Origin of the sequence: Imperialibacter sp. (assembly GCF_040222385.1) — a bacterium.
GTDB lineage: Bacteria > Bacteroidota > Bacteroidia > Cytophagales > Cyclobacteriaceae > Imperialibacter.
Map to the genome: position 1 here is coordinate 86,879 of NZ_JAVKDF010000057.1, position 17,953 is coordinate 104,831.

The window sequence follows — 17,953 nt, forward strand, 5'->3', positions numbered from 1 at the left end:
TATACGCAACTCTTCATTTTCAAAGGAAGTATTTCAGTCAATTGATTATACAGCTTACTACAACATCGTAACAGTCCGCTTCAAATCGATAGTTGCAGCGAGGAGAATTGCCGATACTTGTACAGGACGATTGGTAGTGCAATATCCTCTTACATTCAAGTCCATATATTTCATTTGTTAATCAAAACCCGCAGGCAGTTTGTCTGTGGGTTTTTCAGGTCTGAAAGACGTATGGCACAGCACTTCGATCCATCTCATTAGCATAATAACCCCCTCTTTGGTAACTTTTGAGGCAATTTGGCTGTTGCCATCCAAAAATGAACCTTCAATAAACGTCGATGACAATCACAGATATAAGAGGCACTGTTAAGCTGAACAATGGCATCCAAATGCCCTACTTCGGCCTTGGTGTGTTTAAAACCAAAGACGGGAAAGAGGTAGTTGACTCCATAAATCATGCAGTAGAGGCTGGGTACCGGCTCATAGACACTGCTGCGCTCTATGGAAATGAGCGTGGGGTTGGCGATGCTGTAAGAGCATTAGGCATCCCCAGAAAAGACATATTTGTTACCAGTAAGGTATGGAACAGTGAACAGGGTTATGAACCTACGCTGAAAGCGTTTGACCACTCGATCAAGAGATTAGGGCTTGATTATGTTGATCTTTTTCTGATCCACTGGCCTGTCAAAGGAAAGTACAAGGAAACCTGGAGAGCGCTCGAAAAATTACTGAACGAGGGCTATATACGTTCCATTGGCGTGAGCAATTTTCTCCAACACCACCTCGAAGACCTGATGACCAGCTCATCAACTGTTCCTGCTGTTAATCAAATCGAATTTCATCCACATCTGGTTCAGCAGAATCTTCTTGACTTTTGTGCGGACAAAAATATTCAAGTGGAGGCGTGGAGTCCGTTGATGCAAGGGGGCGTGTTCAAAATTGACGCCCTTAAGCAACTGGCAGAGAAATACAATAAAACCATAGCTCAGGTGGTTTTGAGGTGGAATCTTCAAAAGGGTGTGGCCACCATCCCCAAAAGTGTAACCCCGGCAAGAATTAGCGAAAATGCAGCCATTTTTGACTTTAACATAGGCCCGGAAGATATGGTCGTTATAGACCACTTGGATATGCATCATCGGGTTGGCGCCGATCCCGACAACTTTAGCTTCTGACAAGTTTCCCTGTTCTCAAAAGATCACCTCCAATCGTGTATTTTTCCACTGGCAAATATTCTTTTACGAAGAACTCTCTTAAAATCCAATGATGCCTGTTTGAAAAAATATGTTGAAATTTACGGAGTGTAGACTACCCTTTGATCATTATACCATGGTTTGATGTGTGAACCATAGGCGCTAACATTTGTAATGTTATACTATGGAGAACAAGAAGCATTTCGTCGGCCTGACGGACGAACAAGTTCAGGAAAGCAGGAAAAAGTATGGCAATAACTTACTGACTCCGCCTGAAAGGGATCCGCTGTGGAAGCTTTTTTTGGAGAAGTTTGAGGATCCCATCATTAGAATACTCCTCATTGCCGCCTTCCTATCCCTCATTATTTCTGTTGTTCATAACGACTACGCTGAAACGATAGGCATTTTCTGTGCGATATTTCTGGCTACCGGAGTCGCTTTTTGGTTCGAAATGGACGCCAACAAAAAGTTTGACATCCTCAACAAGGTCAACGATCAGGAGCTGATCAAGGTCATTAGAAATGGTAAAATTGGGGAGGTGCCCAAGACAGACGTCGTCGTTGGCGATATCATCGTGCTGGAAACCGGAGAGGAAGTTCCCGCCGATGGAGAATTGCTGGAAGCCGTTTCACTCCAAATAGATGAGTCGACGCTTACCGGCGAGCCACTCATAGACAAAACAACCAATCCAGCTCACTTTCACTCGGATTCCACTTATCCATCCAATTGGGTGATGAGGGGCACCAAGGTCATTGACGGGCACGCCACGGTGGAGGTTAAAAAAGTAGGAGACGCCACAGAGTTTGGTCAGGTAGCCAAGAAAGCCACCGAAATGACGAAGGAAGACACTCCTTTGAACAAACAGCTGGATCGGCTGGCCAAGCTCATTGGAGTAGTTGGGTTTATTCTGGCGGTGCTTACCTTTTCTGTTCTTTTCGCCAAGGACATGTTTTTTGGAGCTACCGAGGTTCCGTTGGTACAGCTTGGATCAGCAGGAATCGTCATTATAGCGATAATGGTGATTTTGGTGAAAGTTTGGCTACCTATTGTGTACGATGGTATTCAGCTGATGGGCTATGACAAAGAAGTGCCGAACAGCGTTGAGAACGGAAGCTGGTTTCGTTGGCTGGCTTATGGCCTGGTGACTTTTGCGATTCTGCTCGGTATTGGTTTCGCTGCCGGATTAGATGTAACCAGCGCTGATTCATGGGCCTCGATCGACCTGGCGAAAATCATTCTACAGCATTTCATGGTGGCAGTTACACTTATAGTCGTGGCAGTTCCTGAAGGTCTTCCAATGAGCGTTACGCTAAGCCTTGCCATGAGCATGCGGCGCATGCTGAAAACCAACAACCTGGTGCGGAAAATGCACGCCACCGAAACTATGGGGGCCACCACAGTCATTTGCACTGATAAAACAGGTACGCTCACGCAAAATCAGATGACCATTTACCAAACTGATTTCTTTGGCTTAAGAGACCAACAACCAAAGGAAAATAGTAACGCAGCCAATCTGATTAAAGAAAGTATTTCTGCCAACACAACCGCCCATCTCGACCACTCTAACCCTGACAAGAGCAAGTCACTTGGCAACCCCACGGAAGCAGCGCTGCTTTTCTGGTTGCACAAAAATGATATCGACTACCTTGAACTAAGAGAAAAGGCTGAAGTCATCGAACAATTGACGTTTTCTACAGAACGCAAGTACATGGCTACGCTCGTTGAGTCGCCTACTCTTGGAAAAAAGGTGCTGTATGTGAAAGGGGCTCCGGAAATTGTGATGTCCAAATGCAAAGATGTAGCCTCTGATGCCACGCCAAGGCTAATCAAAGAAGTAAAGAGTGATGTAGACAATAAGCTTATTGAGTATCAGGGCAAGGCGATGCGAACACTGGGCTTTGCCTACAAAATAATAGAGGATGAAACGCCAGCCAGTATCAAAGACCTGGCTGACTTCGACTTGACATTCCTCGGTATTGTGGCCATTTCCGACCCGGTGCGGGAAGAGGTACCCAGTGCTGTGAAAGATTGCCACAATGCAGGCATTGATGTAAAGATAGTTACCGGTGACACCCCCGGAACTGCCAAAGAAATTGGCAAGCAGATCGGAGTCTGGAACGACGGCGATACCGATCTTCAAATAATCACTGGTTTAGAATTCGCTGCCCTGAGCGACGAAGAGGCACTTAAAAGAGTACAAGCGCTGAAAATCATGTGCCGTGCAAGGCCTTCTGATAAGCAAAGGCTGGTGCAGTTGCTGCAACAAACTGGCTCAGTGGTGGCTGTTACCGGCGATGGCACGAACGATGCCCCTGCATTGAACTATGCCCATGTAGGGCTTTCTATGGGATCAGGCACCTCCGTCGCTAAGGAGGCCAGCGATATTACACTGCTCGACGACTCATTCAACAGCATCGCCACAGCGGTTATGTGGGGCCGATCCCTTTATCAGAATATTCAACGGTTTATCCTGTTTCAGCTTACCATCAACGTAGCTGCCCTATCAATTGTGTTTCTCGGCTCACTCATGGGCTTTGAGTTGCCGCTTACCGTCACCCAAATGCTTTGGGTCAACCTGATCATGGACACCTTTGCCGCAGCAGCCCTGGCCTCGCTCCCACCCGATCACAATGTGATGAAGAGTAAGCCCCGCCATCCGGATGATTTTATCATTACACCTGTCATGAGCAAAAACATATTGTTCGTGGGGTTCTCGTTTGTCGTGCTGTTAGTAGGAATGCTTTTCTACTTTACCAAAACAGATGGTGAAATCAGCGCCTACCACTTGTCTGTTTTCTTCACTGTGTTTGTGATGCTGCAATTCTGGAACCTGTTCAACGCTAAGGCGTATGCAACTGGCAAATCTGCCTTCCATGAGTTGGATAAAGGGGTTGGCTTTATCATCGTGGGTATTCTGATCGTCGTGGGGCAGTTTATGATCGTCGAGTTTGGCGGAGAAGTCTTCAGAACGGTACCTATCTCGCTGAAGGACTGGGGAATCATCATAGCTGCTACCTCACCAGTGCTCTGGATAGGAGAAATATCCAGGCTTATCAAAAAGTAAGTTTCGGGGTACATAAAAAAAGCCGGATTTCACCGGCTTTTTTTCATCATACTCTAACACAATAAATTCTTAGGCGGGTAAGGCTTCTCTGGCGGCTCTGTCTGGGTCGTTTTTCAATTCACAGGTGTCGTTAAGCACCATCGTTTCTCCATTCTCTTTGCTGTAGGCAGCCCAAGTCGGCAAGGCTCCAGCATTAGGATCGCCGGTGCGCATGAACGAGAGCAATGAAGCCGACATCTTCTCCGACAGCTTCCTTGGCCTGCTGCCACCTCCGGTATGTGTATACATTCTGTCAGTATTGGCGTACCAGAAACAAATGTCGATACAGTGGAAGGCCCTCATGCGGCCATCGTACAGTTGGGGCTCCCAGCCAAACCAGGCCAGGTAGACAGGCGCCTGCTGGCCAGCCTTGGCATTGGACGTGTTGATGGCTCCCTGCCGGTTGGAAACAGCAAGTGCCCATACTTCAGCCGGTTTTGCCTCCGGAAAATTCGCCTTGTAGGCGTTGACTACTTTTTCGGCATCATCACCAAATCGTGGCTTTAGCTTTTCAACTACCCCGGCAAAATCAATCGCTTCAAGCTCAGGACTTGTGCGGGTAGGTGACCACTCATGAAAAGTAGTGCATACCATCAAAGGCATGTTGGCGGCCGCTCCGTTGGGGTCGCTGAAAAACTCATCGGCTGGCAGATGAACACCATCAGCCACAGGACCGAAGCCCCCTCTGCCGCTTCCGGAATTCAGGTTGTCTTTTCTGGCTTTGTCCATGGCCCTGTTGGCAATGTCCAGGTATTCTCGCCACGGAATTTCCTGTATCTTGTCAAGTGTGGCGGGTGTGAGCCCAGCCTCCTTCATTACATACTCGCCCAACTTCCGGGAATAGCTTTGGTCAACACCTTTGAGCATGGACCCACTCAGCGCCACTCCTTTGTGCACCAGTGGCTGAGCGGCCGGCATGGCCATGACACCCGTGACCTTGGCACCACCGCCCGACTGCCCCATGATGGTAACATTGCCAGGATCGCCTCCAAAGTTAGCAATATTGTCTCGTACCCATTCCAGAGAAGCGATGATATCCAACATGCCCACATTGCCGGAAGAAGCATATTTCTCTCCACCTACACCCGAGAAGTCGGTAAACCCAATGGGCCCCAGGCGGTGGTTGATGGATACAAATACGACGTCTCCTTTTTTGCTGAAGTTTTCTCCGTGATAACCATCCTGTTCGATACCATTGCCGTTGGTAAAGCCGCCGCCATGCAGCCACACCATCACAGGACGCTTTTTGGCGTCAGTGGCTGGCGTCCACACATTGAGGCGCAGGCAGTCCTCGCTGACATCGTCGTAGTTCCAATGATCGGCAAACGAGTAGTGCACGTTGGCGTAGCGATTGTTCATGATTTGAGGAGCGGTATTACCCCACCAAATCGTTGGTTTCACGTCCGTCCAGGGTTCAGGTTTCTGCGGTGGCATAAAACGGTTTTTGCCAGCCGTATCTGCTCCGTAAGGCACACCCAGGTAGGTATAGACGCCATTCAGTATATAGCCTCTTACTTTTCCTGATGTGGTATTGGCTACCGCAATATCGTCGCCGATAAATAAAAATTGTTCGTCGTTTTTTGGCTCCTCAGCCGTTGCCTTATTGGCATTGGCATTACAGGAAGTAAGGGGCATAGCTGCAGCTAAGCCTAAGCTAGCTGTTCCAAGCCCCATTTTTTGGATAAAGTCTCTTCTTTTGGTGTTCATAGTAGGTATGTCTTTTCGTTTACTTTGCTCATTAAGTTACCTAATCCGGATGATTGTTCAATGTGTCGAACTGACGTATTACATAAATGGAAAAGGAGGTATCTGCTGATACTTTTACTTTGCCAATGGATCCGGCCGCATTTGAAACTTGAACACCTTGCTGGTGGTGCCCTTGCCGCCTTCCATATGAAAAGGCGTTCGGGTACTGATGGTAGCCCACACTCCTCTTCCTTTCCACCCAGCTTCGGGGTCGTCGATTCTGCCGTCCATCCATTTGGTAAAAAAGCCCAGTGGATATGGAACCCTCAAACGCACAAACTCACCATCTTTCAGTGCTAACAAGGCCTCTGACTCATTGCCCGTATTGATAGGTATATTTTCTCCCATCCCCAGTGTGTTGAACTGATCCACCCAGGTGTAGTAGCTGGCTTCTGCACTTCCTGATGCATCTATGTTTGAGAATTGAGGTAATGGTTCAGTGTAAAAAGTCCACCCTTCGGCGCAATGCTGACCGGTTGCCTCCGGGCCATTGAGCGGTGCCTGGCATTTACGGCGGTCAAAGCTAGCAAGGTGACCGCTGGCCAATGCTACCCAGGCTACTCCATTCCTATCAACATCCATACCTCGGGGCGAAAAGCCTTCTACAGGTTCTCCCGACTCTTTCAGAGGTAGCTCATAGTATTCCACCAATGCTGTTTCCGGCGGGTTGGTGCCCGGATCAAGGCGTACTACTGCCCCGGGGTATCCAAGCGAAGAGCCCCAAACCGATCCGTCAGGGGCTGGAGACACAGCATAGAGGCCTTTAGTGATGCGCTTGTCTTTTTTTGGGTCAACGAGTTGATCCGGCTCTACGTAATTGTCACGCTTGCCATTGCCGTTGGTATCCAGAATGAGTGCCGTCCAACCTTGCGACGACGCCTCATCTCCAGTTTCACGATATTTTTTTGTATTTAACCATCCTATCACCTGACCTCCTCCACTCGTCCATAGTGTGTGGTTGGCATCTTCGGCAAACATCAAATGGTGGGTACTGAAACAAGTCCTTATGGTAGTATATTTCTCAGTCTCTGGATCATACAACCCAAGATGGCGGTAAGAGCGATCCACCGGAAACAATCTGGCCGATGGGTGATCCGACCCCGCTTTGCAGAAATCAGGATTCTCCGGCAGCCCTACATTGGCAGTGATCCATACTTTGCCCAACTCGTCCATCATAGGATTGTGCACGTTGGTTTTGCTGTCCCAAATGGCTTCATCACCCCAATAAACCGATGGCTCCAGCACTTCACCCGACACAGACTGTGTTTCTGGATCCCTTACTGTAAGAGGCACCTGCCCGGTTGTGCTGGTCATAGGATCAAGTACGGGCAAATAGTCGGTACTCAACTCGGTGGCTCCGTAAAGCTTTCCGTTGGGGTTGATCGTCGGATCCCGCCTGTCGGTTGACACCAGGTCATGCATGTAGGCTTTGGGGTCGGCCCAATCCCATTGGCTGATCACCACGTTTCTCTCCATGCCTTGGGGACGTGCGGGTGCTTCAGGCACTTCGCCCGCAGCGATACGGTCTGTCCAGTCGGCGAACATCTTTAGGGTTCCTTCAGGCCCCATTCGATGATAGGAAGAAACCATGCTGGATCCTGCCTGGCCTGACCGCAATCGCCTCGCCCAGGCATCTACTGAGGACGGAAAAGTCCCCAAATCCGGATGAACTTCACGGGTGCCCTTGCTGCCCAACTGATGGCATGCAAGGCAAGTACCCGACTTGACGCTTGCCAGGTACTGCGCTTGTGTGAGCATACTTTTGGCTATGCCGTTTCCTTCAGGGCCAGTTCCAGGGAATTCACTTTTTACCGGCGGTTGAAGTAGTGAAAACCAATAGCCACCCGGGTAATAGGCAGCTGCAGCTTTGGCATCCGGCGCTGAGACGGCCTCTAAATCAATTGAAGAACCGGGCTTTCCCTCCTTTTTCGGTGAATCTATAAGCCCATAGCCCCTTACCCAAATGGAATAGTTAGCGTCGGGCAGGTCAGGCATCAGGTATCGTCCCTGATCATCGGTTACAACAATTTTGGCGAAGCGGGTGGGTAGATCAAACGTCTCTGCTATCACCCACACGCCCGCCTCTGGCCCGCCGGGGCCTGTAACAATGCCGCCGATGTCATCGGCGTCGACACCAGTCGCCACTTTATCCGACTGACAGGCGCTGTAAATTCCAGAAAGAAAGAATAGAACGGCAATGGTGCTGTAAGCAGACTTCTTGCCGCAGAGGGAGATTTTGAGCTGGTTCATGAGTAAGTAGGTTGGCACTTACTAAAGATAACCAGCTGACTAATAAGGGCAAAGTGTTTGAATTGATTTGTGAAGAACGGAAAATGAGACTTAAATCTCCATTTCCAACAAAGCACTACTGAGGCTCTTCCCATGTGCATCAAGTGCAAGAGAAGTGGTGACACCGCTGAGCAATGCCTTTTCGCAGACAAAGAGCAACGACGAAACGTTGGGCATTTCATACCGGATAATTTTACCGTTTACAATCCCTTCCATATGTTTGCTCACCGCCTGCACCGTTACTTTCTCGCAAAGCATCGGGTAGTCCGTCTCGTCGTAGGGTATCAGAGAAAGCGTGGAAGTATTTCCCTTGTCACCCGCCCGGCTGTGCGCTATGTCGTATAATTTCATATTTCTTTTACAGTTACCTGTGGAACAATCCGGCCTCTGTCCATTAAAACCGACACAATGCCCACAATCTCATTGACGTATTTTCTGGCCCCACCACCTCCCGCCGGGCCATTAGTGTACAAGGCCTCGACCTCCTCACCCACCAGTGCAGCTATTTCCATCTTTTGTGCTTTGCCGGCCACTCTTAATCTCACTTCAGCCGGCTCATTCTGTTGATCAAAAGCATCTCTAAAAATAGCATTCGACCCGACAATATCTACTCTAAGATCGTCCATTCGATCTTTTAGCCGCTCTTCTACAATTTGTCCTGCGAGCTTAGCCTTTTGATGCGCATTGGTGCCAGCATACGAAATTTCTCCCTCGCCCAGCCAAAATGCCTGGTATCCTACGCTCACCTTAAAAGTAGCAGGCTTTGCCATGCCACCGCCACCAGAAACATGAACCCTGTTTTTACCAATTTCCTTTAGCTTCACGCTGGTAAAGTCGGCAATCACATCTGGCGTGTAGTACCCATGAGGATTCACCACTTCGTAGAGGAGTTGCTCTTTGGCTGTCATCAGATTAACAGCACCACCAGTACCCTCCACTTTACTAATGGTGGCTGAGCCATCAGCATCTACATCAGCGAACGGGAAGCCCAGGTGGGCCGGATTGGGCACATCTTTTTTACCCGGATCCATAAAATAGCCCCCGGTGATTTGTCCTGCACACTCAAGCAGATGGCCAATTACTGTTCCTTTTCCTAATATGTCATAATCGTCCGTTTTCCAGCCAAATTCATGCACCATCGGCCCCAGAAACAGCGATGGATCGGCCACTCTGCCAGTAATAATAATGTCAGCACCGGATTGCAAGGCAGGAAGGATGGCGTCTATGCCCATATAAGCATTGGCTGAGATGAGAGAGCCGGATTCTGTGAGAGGCCGCCCAGATTCCATGGCACGCTGCCCCGGGTCTATTTGCGCAAAAACGTCGTCGCCAGTTACCGCTGCCACCTTTACTGACAGGTGGAGCTCCTTTGCTATTTCCAGCACTCGGTCGGCTGCAGCCAGCGGGTTGGCTGCACCCATATTTGTGATCAACCTTACTTTGCTTTTAACCAAATGTGGCAGCAGCAACCTCATCCTCCGCTCGAGCAGCGGGTCATATCCTTTGGCAAGGTCGGCTTGTTTTCGCTTCTGAGCAAGCGCTATTGTTCTCTCGGCCAGGCATTCCAATACCAGATAGTCGAGCTCGCCTTTTTCTGCCAGCACAACTGCCGGTTCCAACCTGTCGCCAGAAAACCCTGCTCCACCACCGATTCTTATCTTTTTCTTCATCGATTAAAAACTTATGGCTCCAATGAGCACAGACATTGTTAGCATAATCATTGTGACTAAAAAAGCCCACGGAATGGTTTTGCGTTGATGGTCACCTAAGTCCACCCCTGTGAGACCAATCAACAGAAAGGTAGCGCCTGTTAGCGGGCTTACAGGAAAGCCGGTAGTCATTTGCCCCATAATGGCTGCCCTGGCTACTTCGATGGCCTCACCATTGAAATGCTCGGCGGTGGTTCCCAGCAGGGGTAACACTCCGAAATAGAAGGAATCGGGGTCGAACAATAAACTGGCAGGCATGCTGACCACCCCTGTTATCAATGCCAGGTGATTGCCTATACCGGATGGAATATAATTGACGGCTGTTGCAGCCATGGCTTCTATCATGCCCGACCCCTTCAAAATGCCGGTAAAGCATCCGGCAGCAAACAAAATGCTGGCCATTAACAAAGCTGCTTTTGCATGGGCATCAATTCTCTCTCTTTGCTCCTTAAGGTTGGGATAATTCACCGTGATGGCTATGACAAAAGCGATCATGAAAATAATATGAGGTGGTGCAATGGCAGCAATGAGCGTAGTAATGGAAATGATGATCAACGCCATATTCAGCCAGATTAATTTCGGTCGATGGAGGCTGATGTCCTTTTCGGTCACAACCGTCGAATCACTGACCTGTCCTTGCTCATTCACCCAGCTTCTCTCCTTCATTCCCAGATACCAGGCAATTCCCAGTACAGCCAGCAATCCGCAAATGACCGGAATTAAAATGGGATTGAATAACTCTGTCACCTGTACTTCCAATGCTGAAGCAGCCCTGATGGTCGGCCCTCCCCAGGGTAAAATATTCATGGTTCCAGCAGACAGGGCAACCACCGTGGCCAGCGTCGTTCTTTTCATGCCCATGGCGTCATAAAGAGGCAACATGGCAGGCACTGTCACAAGAAAGGTGACTGCACCCGAACCGTCGAGGTGGACGATCATGGCGAGGACTGCAGTCACCACCGTAATCCGTGCCGGATCGTTACCAGCGGCTTTCAAGAGCCGTTTGATTACCGGTTCAAAAGTGCCGGCGTCCATCAGAATGCCGAAAAACAAAATAGCAAAGATGAACATCACCGCTGTGGTAGAAATCGTTTTGACACCATCTGTGATGTAGGTGACAATCTCAGTAGTAAAGCCGCCAATAAGCGCCGTGGCAATAGGCACAATGATGAGTGCCACCACCGGAGACAGTTTCTTGCTCATCACCAAAAAAAGCAAAAGCACTATGGTCAAAAGGCCGAGGAATGCCAGCATCGGTTATTTAGTTGCAGATAAAATGGCCGCCATCGTATCCAACGCTTCGCCGCCGGGGATCGGTTTTGCTTCAACTCTAGTTCCCAATAGCATCACTTGTTTGGCGTCCGGCTTGTAAATGGGCCATTCAGGCAAGTCCTTTCCATTGGGATTGCCGGTTTTAACAAAATTAGCCCAGTAACTGGACATCGTTGCTTCGAGCTCCCGGTCTACGGCCTCCCATGGACGATCCACAAACTCCAGGTTGTCGTAGGCATAGGGTACCTCCCCAGTGTGAAATGCACCATATTTAGCATACTCACCGGTGCCCGGCACTTTTCGAGTGAACCGGTACACATACACCTTAGTTTTTCCTTGTTTTGCCTGTACATTGGCCCATGCGTAGTTTTGGAAGCCAAAGATCATGTCACGTGAAAGATTGAGTTGTGATTGGGACGCCTCCGCATCATCAGACGCCGGGTAGTAGGTCAGTACTTTCCCGGCATTGTCGCCATACTGTTGGCTGATTTGTGCTTTGAAGTCGCTTGCATTTTTTACAGGCCCAAAAAGCAGGCCTTCGTCCTGGTTCCAACCGGTGAGCAAATCGACGGGGTTTTGTTTACCTACGCCAAAAATATCGGCAATGTGCTGAGGAAGTACGTAGCCGTCTATGATCGGGCCCCTGATCCCGAGCTGGCCCTTCATGAGCTCTTGTGGCGAGAATTTCCTTAGGTCTGCCAATCCCGCTGCGCCGACAGACTTCGCAAAGGCAACTCCAGCCTCTTCCGCTGGCGCCAGGCTCGGCTGATTCCTGCCAAAATTGGCTCCGCTTTCGGCAATTGCCTTAGTGAACAGCCCCTTTGCGAGAGGTGTTGCCACCATGCAGTTGACACTCATAGACCCGGCCGATTGGCCGGCTATGGTCACGTTCGCAGGATCGCCCCCAAACGCAGCAATATTCTCCTTCACCCACTTCAAAGCAGCTACCTGATCCATCAGTCCATAGTTGCCGGAGGCTTTATTTGGCGACTCCTTCGTCAGTTCGGGGTGGGCAAGAAAACCAAAAATGCCTACACGATAGTTGATACTAACAAACACAATTCCTTTTCTGGCCATGGCTTCTCCGTCGTAAATAGGCACGCCGCTGCCCCCGCTTTGGAAGCCTCCGCCGTAAATCCAAACCAACACTGGTAGTTTCTCTTTGGAGGACTTGGCCGCAGTCCAAACGTTGAGGTAGAGACAATCTTCACCGATAGGTTCATCAGGGATCAGGAACTCTTTGCTCCACATACTGAACGGCACCGGCTTGCCTTGCATAGGACTTGCGCCAAACGAGGTACATTCTTTTACTCCCTCCCACGGTTTTACAGGCTGAGGAGCCTTCCAACGCAAATCAACGACGGGCGGCGCAGCAAAAGGGATGCCTTTGTAGCTGACAACTTGACCATCGGATGTAGCGATTCCAGCTACTTTTCCTGAATTGATCTGAACAACCTGTTTTGCTGTTAGCATGGACGAGCCAAACAGCAGGGAACAAAGGATATAAAAAACCTTTTTCATATTACTTACTTGACGTACGAACCGTTTTGTTTCAAGACCTTGCTGAAAAATAGCACATGGTAGGGAAGTGAGTTTTGCCAATATTCCCAGGAATGCCCACCTGGCCTCTCAGAATAATCGTGTGGCGTTTGGTTGAAAACAAGCCTGCGATGCAATTCCCGATTAGGCTCAATAAGAAAGTCGTCGACGCCGCAATCAAAAACAAGGCTCACTCCGTTTGTTTTCATTTTGTCGGCATAGCTAAGCACCGACGCACTGATATATTCTTCGGTATTGGCTTCCAAAGGCCCTAAAATCTCGGCAAATGCTTTTTTCACCCCTTCGGTAGGCTCCGGTGGCAGCTTCCAGCCTCCCATGTCGGGGTTCAATGCTCCACTCATACTCCCGGCAGCACAATATAAATCGGGGTGTCTCGATGAAAGGTAAAGCGCTCCATAACCGCCCATCGATAAACCGGTTATCACACGGCCTTCCTTTTTCGCTATCGTCCGGTAGGTTTTGTCTATTTTCTCTATCACCTCCTTTGTCAAATACGTCTCAAACTGACTATCCTTTATCACTTTACTGTCGAGGTAATAGCTAAAGGCCTCTCCTTCAGGCATCGCAATGATCAGATTATATTGGTCAGCCAAGCGTTGTACAAGTCCCTTCTCGGGCGTTTTTAAAATCCAGTCATCGAAGTGACCAAAACCTCCGTGCAAAAGATACAATACGGGATAGGCAACTTTGCTTTGAGTGTAGGATGTCGGGAGCACAACAACTGCTTTGTACGACTTGCCCATCACCGCACTGGGAATCTCAAGGGTGTCTACTTGAGCGGCAATTGTAAGTAAAGGACTAAGCAAAAAAATCAAAACAACAAATCTGAACATAGGATGAATGTCTAAGAGTTTAAGTAACTAAACATACCTTAATTTTTTAATGTGTCAAAGGAACATAATGAATGCTTTAACTAAAAAGCCTCAGTCCGGCTGGACTGAGGCTTTTAAAAAGAAGCTTGCCGAAGGACTTACATTCCTGCGTTCAAAGGCTCAGCCTCTTCATTCAGAAACAGAATTTCCGAGATCTGAACCAATACCTGATCAGACGTTGCTTTGTCGCTTTTGAAGACAAAATAAACGTCATGTTTGCCTTCTGTTGGCTGAATTTTTGCCTGTGCCTGCGAGTTTCTCTTTCTTCTCCAGGTCACCATGTCTTCCCCTTCCGCAGGTCTGCCAAACCCAACATTTTTCTGACTTACGGTGTTAGTAGTACCTAACAACGCACCGGTTGGCGAGTCAAGATGCACTTCTACATAACCTCCGGCTGCACTTACCCTTGGAGAAGCCACTACAAACAGATCAATCTGCTTGATGCCGGTGAGATCGATGCCTTTGTAGCCTATGTAAGAACCGCTACCCACCATGTTGAACGTAGTACCTGGCGTGGTCAGCAAATTCACCCCTTTTCTGATTTCTGCCAGCTGAGGATCCAATGAAGGGTTTCTGAGTGCTACAAAGTCATCACCTGAAAGTGGCCCTACCGTGCCTGCGCCTTTGTCGGCATAGGAAGCTCTCAGCAAGTATCCGCCCTGTCCATCTTCACCTTCCGGCACGCTGGGGGTAACGGTGCCTGCCAGCGGAAGCGATTCCACCGTTGGCTTGGTCTCTAACATATTCAGAATAAACATCACCATTCTTTTGGCATCAGCCTGGCTCAGCTGTGGGTGAGCACTCATGGCATGTTCGCCCCACACCCCACTGCCGCCGTTGATCACCTTGCCTACCAACATATTGATATTGGCATCGGTTTTAGGATATTTGGCGGCCACGGCATTGTAAGCAGGGCCAATAGAAGCTTGCTCGTACTGGTGGCACGACTTACAATCGCTGGTTTCAATCAGGTTCTTGCCAATGTTCAAGGCGGCCATCGACTCAGCGCCACGCTGCTTTGAGGCCATTTCTATCGGGTCGTAACCAGAAGGGACGTAGTCAAATGTAATGGCGACTTCATTGGGCTTGATGGTGCCGTCGGCACTGCTCCCATCTTCTTTGTCGGTAACTGTGACGGCATAAGCGAGTGACTTCTCGCCGAAATAGAAGCTCTTGTTGGCTGCTTGGAGGTCGATGGATACTGCTGGCGGCTCATTGCCTGCCACTACTTCCATCGAACCCCTGTTCTTCTCCCCTTTAGTGTCCGTTACAGTCAGGCTCACCTGATAAGTCCCTGCTTGCTCAAAATCGAATGAAGGATTGGCGTCGGTCAGCGTTTGATTGACACCGCCATCTGATACTACCTTCCACTCATAGGTCAATTTTCCCTGATCGTAATCGTCGTAATCGGTTGTGCCTTCAGATGACAGCTGAGCTGTAAAAGGTACAGCGCCTGCAGTTTTATCAATTGAGGCGGCCACAATTGGCTTTCTGTTGCCCGCATTGTATTCGATTTTAACGATTCTTGAGTTGGAATTGCCCCTAAACCAGGCACTGCCATACTCCAATACATAAAGGTCGCCGCTAGGGCCGAAGTCCATATCGATGGCACTGACAAAGCTCTCGTTGGGCAGGAAGCGCTCCATGGATTGGTAGTTGCCATTTTCATCCATGGTTACTGACATGATCCAGCCACGCATAAATTCTACGATCAGCCATTTTCCTTCGAAGTAAGAAGGGAAAGGCCTTGGTGCACCGGCAAAGTCAGCTTTGCGGAAAACAGGGCCACCAGTAGCACTACGCCCTGCTGTTCCCACCAAAGGGAATGTCTCCGACGGGCCGTATGGGTAGTAGATGAAAGCCGGCACCACCGGCGTAGGCAGTTCTTTCAATCCCGTATTGTTTACCGACTCGTTGACAGGATGGTTCACATCAAAAGGCTCTCCGTAAGTGTCAGTCGCCAAATCATGGCGATTGTAAGCCCTATTGTTAGCAATAAAATACGGCCAGCCAAAAAAGCCCGGGCCTTTGGCCTGGTTGAACTCATCGTAGCCTTTTGGCCCCCAAACGGAGTCCACAGAGGCATCCGGCCCAACTTCTCCCCAGTAAAGGTAGCCTGTTTTGCTGTCCAAAGTCGGTCTCCACGGGTTTCTGTGGCCCATGGTGTATATCTCCGGCCTGGTTTTTTCTGTACCCGGAGGAAACAGGTTGCCTTCAGGAATTGTATAACTTCCGTCGGCTTCGGGATGAATGCGAAGGATTTTGCCTCTAAGGTCGTTGGTGTTTCCCGGTGCACGCTGATCATCTGAGCTTTCCATGCCGGGGCGTTCGTCAAGATTGGAAGACCCCGTTCTTGGGTTCACCGTGTTGTTTCCGACGGTCAGAAAGAGGTTCCCCTCCTTGTCGAAAACCATCCCACCGCCGGTGTGGCAGCATTCCTCTCTTTGGGTAGGCACTTCAAGCACCACCTTTTTGGTTGATGCGTAAAGCGAGTCGCCTCTCAGTTCCCAGCGGGCCAGCACGTGTTTCGGCGTGTCGGGATCGGCATAATACATGTAAATCCAGGAATTTTCTTTGTAGTTGGGGTGAGCTATTACGCCCATCAGGCCTTCCTCAGCCTCCCTAACTCTTCCTTCCTTGTTGGTGTATTTTGTGTTCACCGGAAGGGTTGCCACCAGGGTTACTTCACCGGTGTTTTCATCCAATATTTTCACACCCCCTTTTCTTTCCACAAACAGCACACGGCTGTTGGGAAGGAAGGTCATTTCCATTGGTTCATCCATCCCTTCCGTCAGCACCACTTTGGTAAAGCGGTTGTCTTCAGGTGGTTCGTTGGTGTTTTGGGTTTCTGTTTGCTTGCACGATTGCACAAGCACCAGGATTGCAGCCACCCAGGCCAAAGCTGACCGGCTTGTTGTTTTTAAAGTAAGCGCCATGTAAACGAGGTATATTGTTTTATTTATTGTCAGTTCCGCCGACTGTATAAACACTGATGCGACAGTTGCCTATCATGATCCGGCAGAACTTTATGATGGAAAGGTCATGAAAAGAGAAATGAAAGTCTAAGAAGAATAGAAAATCCGGTAGAATATCAGGATAAACTATCGGATTTTGACGTCGACTTAGTTTTGGTAAAAGTAATTCTTTGTGTCAAAACGTCACAATAGACGCCGTCACTCTTCCTGATGATGACAACTTTTTACAACGGTTCGTGTAAAAATTAGTCAAAACCACCATTTCAAATCCGATCTTTATGATAATTGCGCAGTGTGCACCAGGCGTTGGGCCACCACGACGACGCAACCCCAAACTACTTAAACGATTTCCCCATGGTGAAGCTTTTATTTACCACGAGTATCGCAATTACTAGTCTCATCAGTTACTTGTTTGCGCCTGTTGAAACGAAGACAGAGAAGCCAATTACGTTGTGCTATACCGCTTCATCGGACGATAGCATGGCTTCTTTTGCCACCGATCCGGCTTTCGTTGCCTTGCACCCTGCTCCACTCTCCCTTCAATACGACGCCATGGGAGAGAAAGTGACTTTCAAAGCACCTGATGGCACAGACGCAACGGGCTACCTTGTGAAAGCAAAGAAGAAGTCTGACAAATGGCTTTTTGTTTATCAGGAGTGGTGGGGCCTGAACGACTACATCCGCAGACAATCGGATACGTTTTACAACGACCTGAACGGAGACGTGAATGTGCTTGCGCTTGATCTTTATGACGGCAAGGTGACCGATGTGCCCGCCGAAGCAGGCAAGCTGGTGCAAGGCGCTCAGGAAGCTCGCCTGGAAGCCATCATCAAAGGTGGCCTGGCCTATGTGGGGCCCAAAGCTAAAATTGCCAATGTCGGCTGGTGCTTTGGTGGCGGCTGGTCGCTCCGGTCAGGACTGCTTGGAGGCAAGCAAACCGTTGGCACCGTTATGTACTATGGAATGCCTGTGAGGGATGTGGAAAAGCTGAAGCAGCTCAGCGGAGACGTGCTCGGCGTATTTGCCACCGAGGAGAGAATTTCTAAAGAAGTGGTTGAAGAGTTTGCCGCCAATATGAAGGCTGCCAACAAAACCCTGATGTATAAAATATACCCGGGCGTTCATGGTTTTGCCAACCCGAGCAATCCGAAGTACGACGAAGAATCGTCGAAACAGGCCTACGAAAAAGCCATTAGTTACCTGAAAGAAAGATTCAAAATATAATCATCGTTGCCGG

General features: G+C 49.2%; 11 protein-coding genes. 3 read left to right on the forward strand and 8 right to left on the reverse strand.

The window, feature by feature from the left end:
- Positions 1 to 338 precede the first annotated feature (338 nt).
- Positions 339 to 1,172 (forward strand): aldo/keto reductase, encoded by an 834-nt coding sequence (locus tag RIG68_RS27155; protein ID WP_350129924.1) that lies wholly within the window; start codon positions 339 to 341, stop codon positions 1,170 to 1,172.
- A gap of 202 nt (positions 1,173 to 1,374) precedes the next feature.
- Positions 1,375 to 4,254, forward strand: a complete 2,880-nt coding sequence (locus RIG68_RS27160) for a calcium-translocating P-type ATPase, PMCA-type (RefSeq protein WP_350129926.1) — start codon at positions 1,375 to 1,377, stop codon at positions 4,252 to 4,254.
- Positions 4,255 to 4,323: 69 nt separating this feature from the next.
- Here the strand turns inward: RIG68_RS27160 and RIG68_RS27165 are convergent, their stop codons facing one another.
- From RIG68_RS27165 to RIG68_RS27200, 8 genes are all read right to left on the reverse strand, one after another.
- The gene (locus tag RIG68_RS27165; protein WP_350129928.1) at positions 4,324 to 6,000 is read right to left on the reverse strand and encodes a carboxylesterase/lipase family protein; all 1,677 of its coding nucleotides are present in this window, start codon (positions 5,998 to 6,000) and stop codon (positions 4,324 to 4,326) included.
- Positions 6,001 to 6,114: 114 nt separating this feature from the next.
- Entirely contained in the window at positions 6,115 to 8,289 is a 2,175-nt protein-coding gene (locus RIG68_RS27170) for an NHL repeat-containing protein (RefSeq protein WP_350129931.1), read from the reverse strand.
- A 90-nt stretch (positions 8,290 to 8,379) separates the two neighbouring features.
- The gene (locus RIG68_RS27175) at positions 8,380 to 8,679 is read right to left on the reverse strand and encodes an AtuA-related protein (RefSeq protein WP_350129934.1); all 300 of its coding nucleotides are present in this window, start codon (positions 8,677 to 8,679) and stop codon (positions 8,380 to 8,382) included.
- Positions 8,676 to 9,998, reverse strand: a complete 1,323-nt coding sequence (locus RIG68_RS27180) for an acyclic terpene utilization AtuA family protein (protein ID WP_350129935.1) — start codon at positions 9,996 to 9,998, stop codon at positions 8,676 to 8,678. The genes RIG68_RS27175 and RIG68_RS27180 overlap by 4 nt, the downstream gene beginning before the upstream one ends.
- Positions 9,999 to 10,001: 3 nt before the next feature.
- Positions 10,002 to 11,291 (reverse strand): CitMHS family transporter, encoded by a 1,290-nt coding sequence (locus tag RIG68_RS27185; protein WP_350129938.1) that lies wholly within the window; start codon positions 11,289 to 11,291, stop codon positions 10,002 to 10,004.
- Between the two features lie 3 nt (positions 11,292 to 11,294).
- The gene (locus tag RIG68_RS27190; RefSeq protein ID WP_502880713.1) at positions 11,295 to 12,830 is read right to left on the reverse strand and encodes a carboxylesterase/lipase family protein; all 1,536 of its coding nucleotides are present in this window, start codon (positions 12,828 to 12,830) and stop codon (positions 11,295 to 11,297) included.
- A gap of 5 nt (positions 12,831 to 12,835) precedes the next feature.
- Positions 12,836 to 13,702: an alpha/beta hydrolase gene (locus RIG68_RS27195; RefSeq protein ID WP_350129941.1), complete on the reverse strand. Its 867-nt coding sequence runs from the start codon at positions 13,700 to 13,702 to the stop codon at positions 12,836 to 12,838.
- Between the two features lie 137 nt (positions 13,703 to 13,839).
- Positions 13,840 to 16,677, reverse strand: a complete 2,838-nt coding sequence (locus tag RIG68_RS27200; protein ID WP_350129943.1) for a PQQ-dependent sugar dehydrogenase — start codon at positions 16,675 to 16,677, stop codon at positions 13,840 to 13,842.
- Between the two features lie 393 nt (positions 16,678 to 17,070).
- Between RIG68_RS27200 and RIG68_RS27205 the strand changes: the two genes are divergently transcribed.
- A complete protein-coding gene (locus RIG68_RS27205) occupies positions 17,071 to 17,940 on the forward strand; it encodes a dienelactone hydrolase family protein (RefSeq protein WP_350129946.1) in 870 nt (289 codons plus the stop codon).
- Positions 17,941 to 17,953 lie beyond the last annotated feature (13 nt).

Coding starts and splice junctions, on each gene's coding strand:
- RIG68_RS27155 (WP_350129924.1), top strand. CDS start 339: ATGACAATCACAGATATAAGAGGCACTGTTAAGCTGAACAATGGCATC.
- RIG68_RS27160 (WP_350129926.1), top strand. CDS start 1,375: ATGGAGAACAAGAAGCATTTCGTCGGCCTGACGGACGAACAAGTTCAG.
- RIG68_RS27165 (WP_350129928.1), bottom strand. CDS start 6,000: ATGAACACCAAAAGAAGAGACTTTATCCAAAAAATGGGGCTTGGAACA.
- RIG68_RS27170 (WP_350129931.1), bottom strand. CDS start 8,289: ATGAACCAGCTCAAAATCTCCCTCTGCGGCAAGAAGTCTGCTTACAGC.
- RIG68_RS27175 (WP_350129934.1), bottom strand. CDS start 8,679: ATGAAATTATACGACATAGCGCACAGCCGGGCGGGTGACAAGGGAAAT.
- RIG68_RS27180 (WP_350129935.1), bottom strand. CDS start 9,998: ATGAAGAAAAAGATAAGAATCGGTGGTGGAGCAGGGTTTTCTGGCGAC.
- RIG68_RS27185 (WP_350129938.1), bottom strand. CDS start 11,291: ATGCTGGCATTCCTCGGCCTTTTGACCATAGTGCTTTTGCTTTTTTTG.
- RIG68_RS27190 (WP_502880713.1), bottom strand. CDS start 12,830: ATGAAAAAGGTTTTTTATATCCTTTGTTCCCTGCTGTTTGGCTCGTCC.
- RIG68_RS27195 (WP_350129941.1), bottom strand. CDS start 13,702: ATGTTCAGATTTGTTGTTTTGATTTTTTTGCTTAGTCCTTTACTTACA.
- RIG68_RS27200 (WP_350129943.1), bottom strand. CDS start 16,677: ATGGCGCTTACTTTAAAAACAACAAGCCGGTCAGCTTTGGCCTGGGTG.
- RIG68_RS27205 (WP_350129946.1), top strand. CDS start 17,071: ATGGTGAAGCTTTTATTTACCACGAGTATCGCAATTACTAGTCTCATC.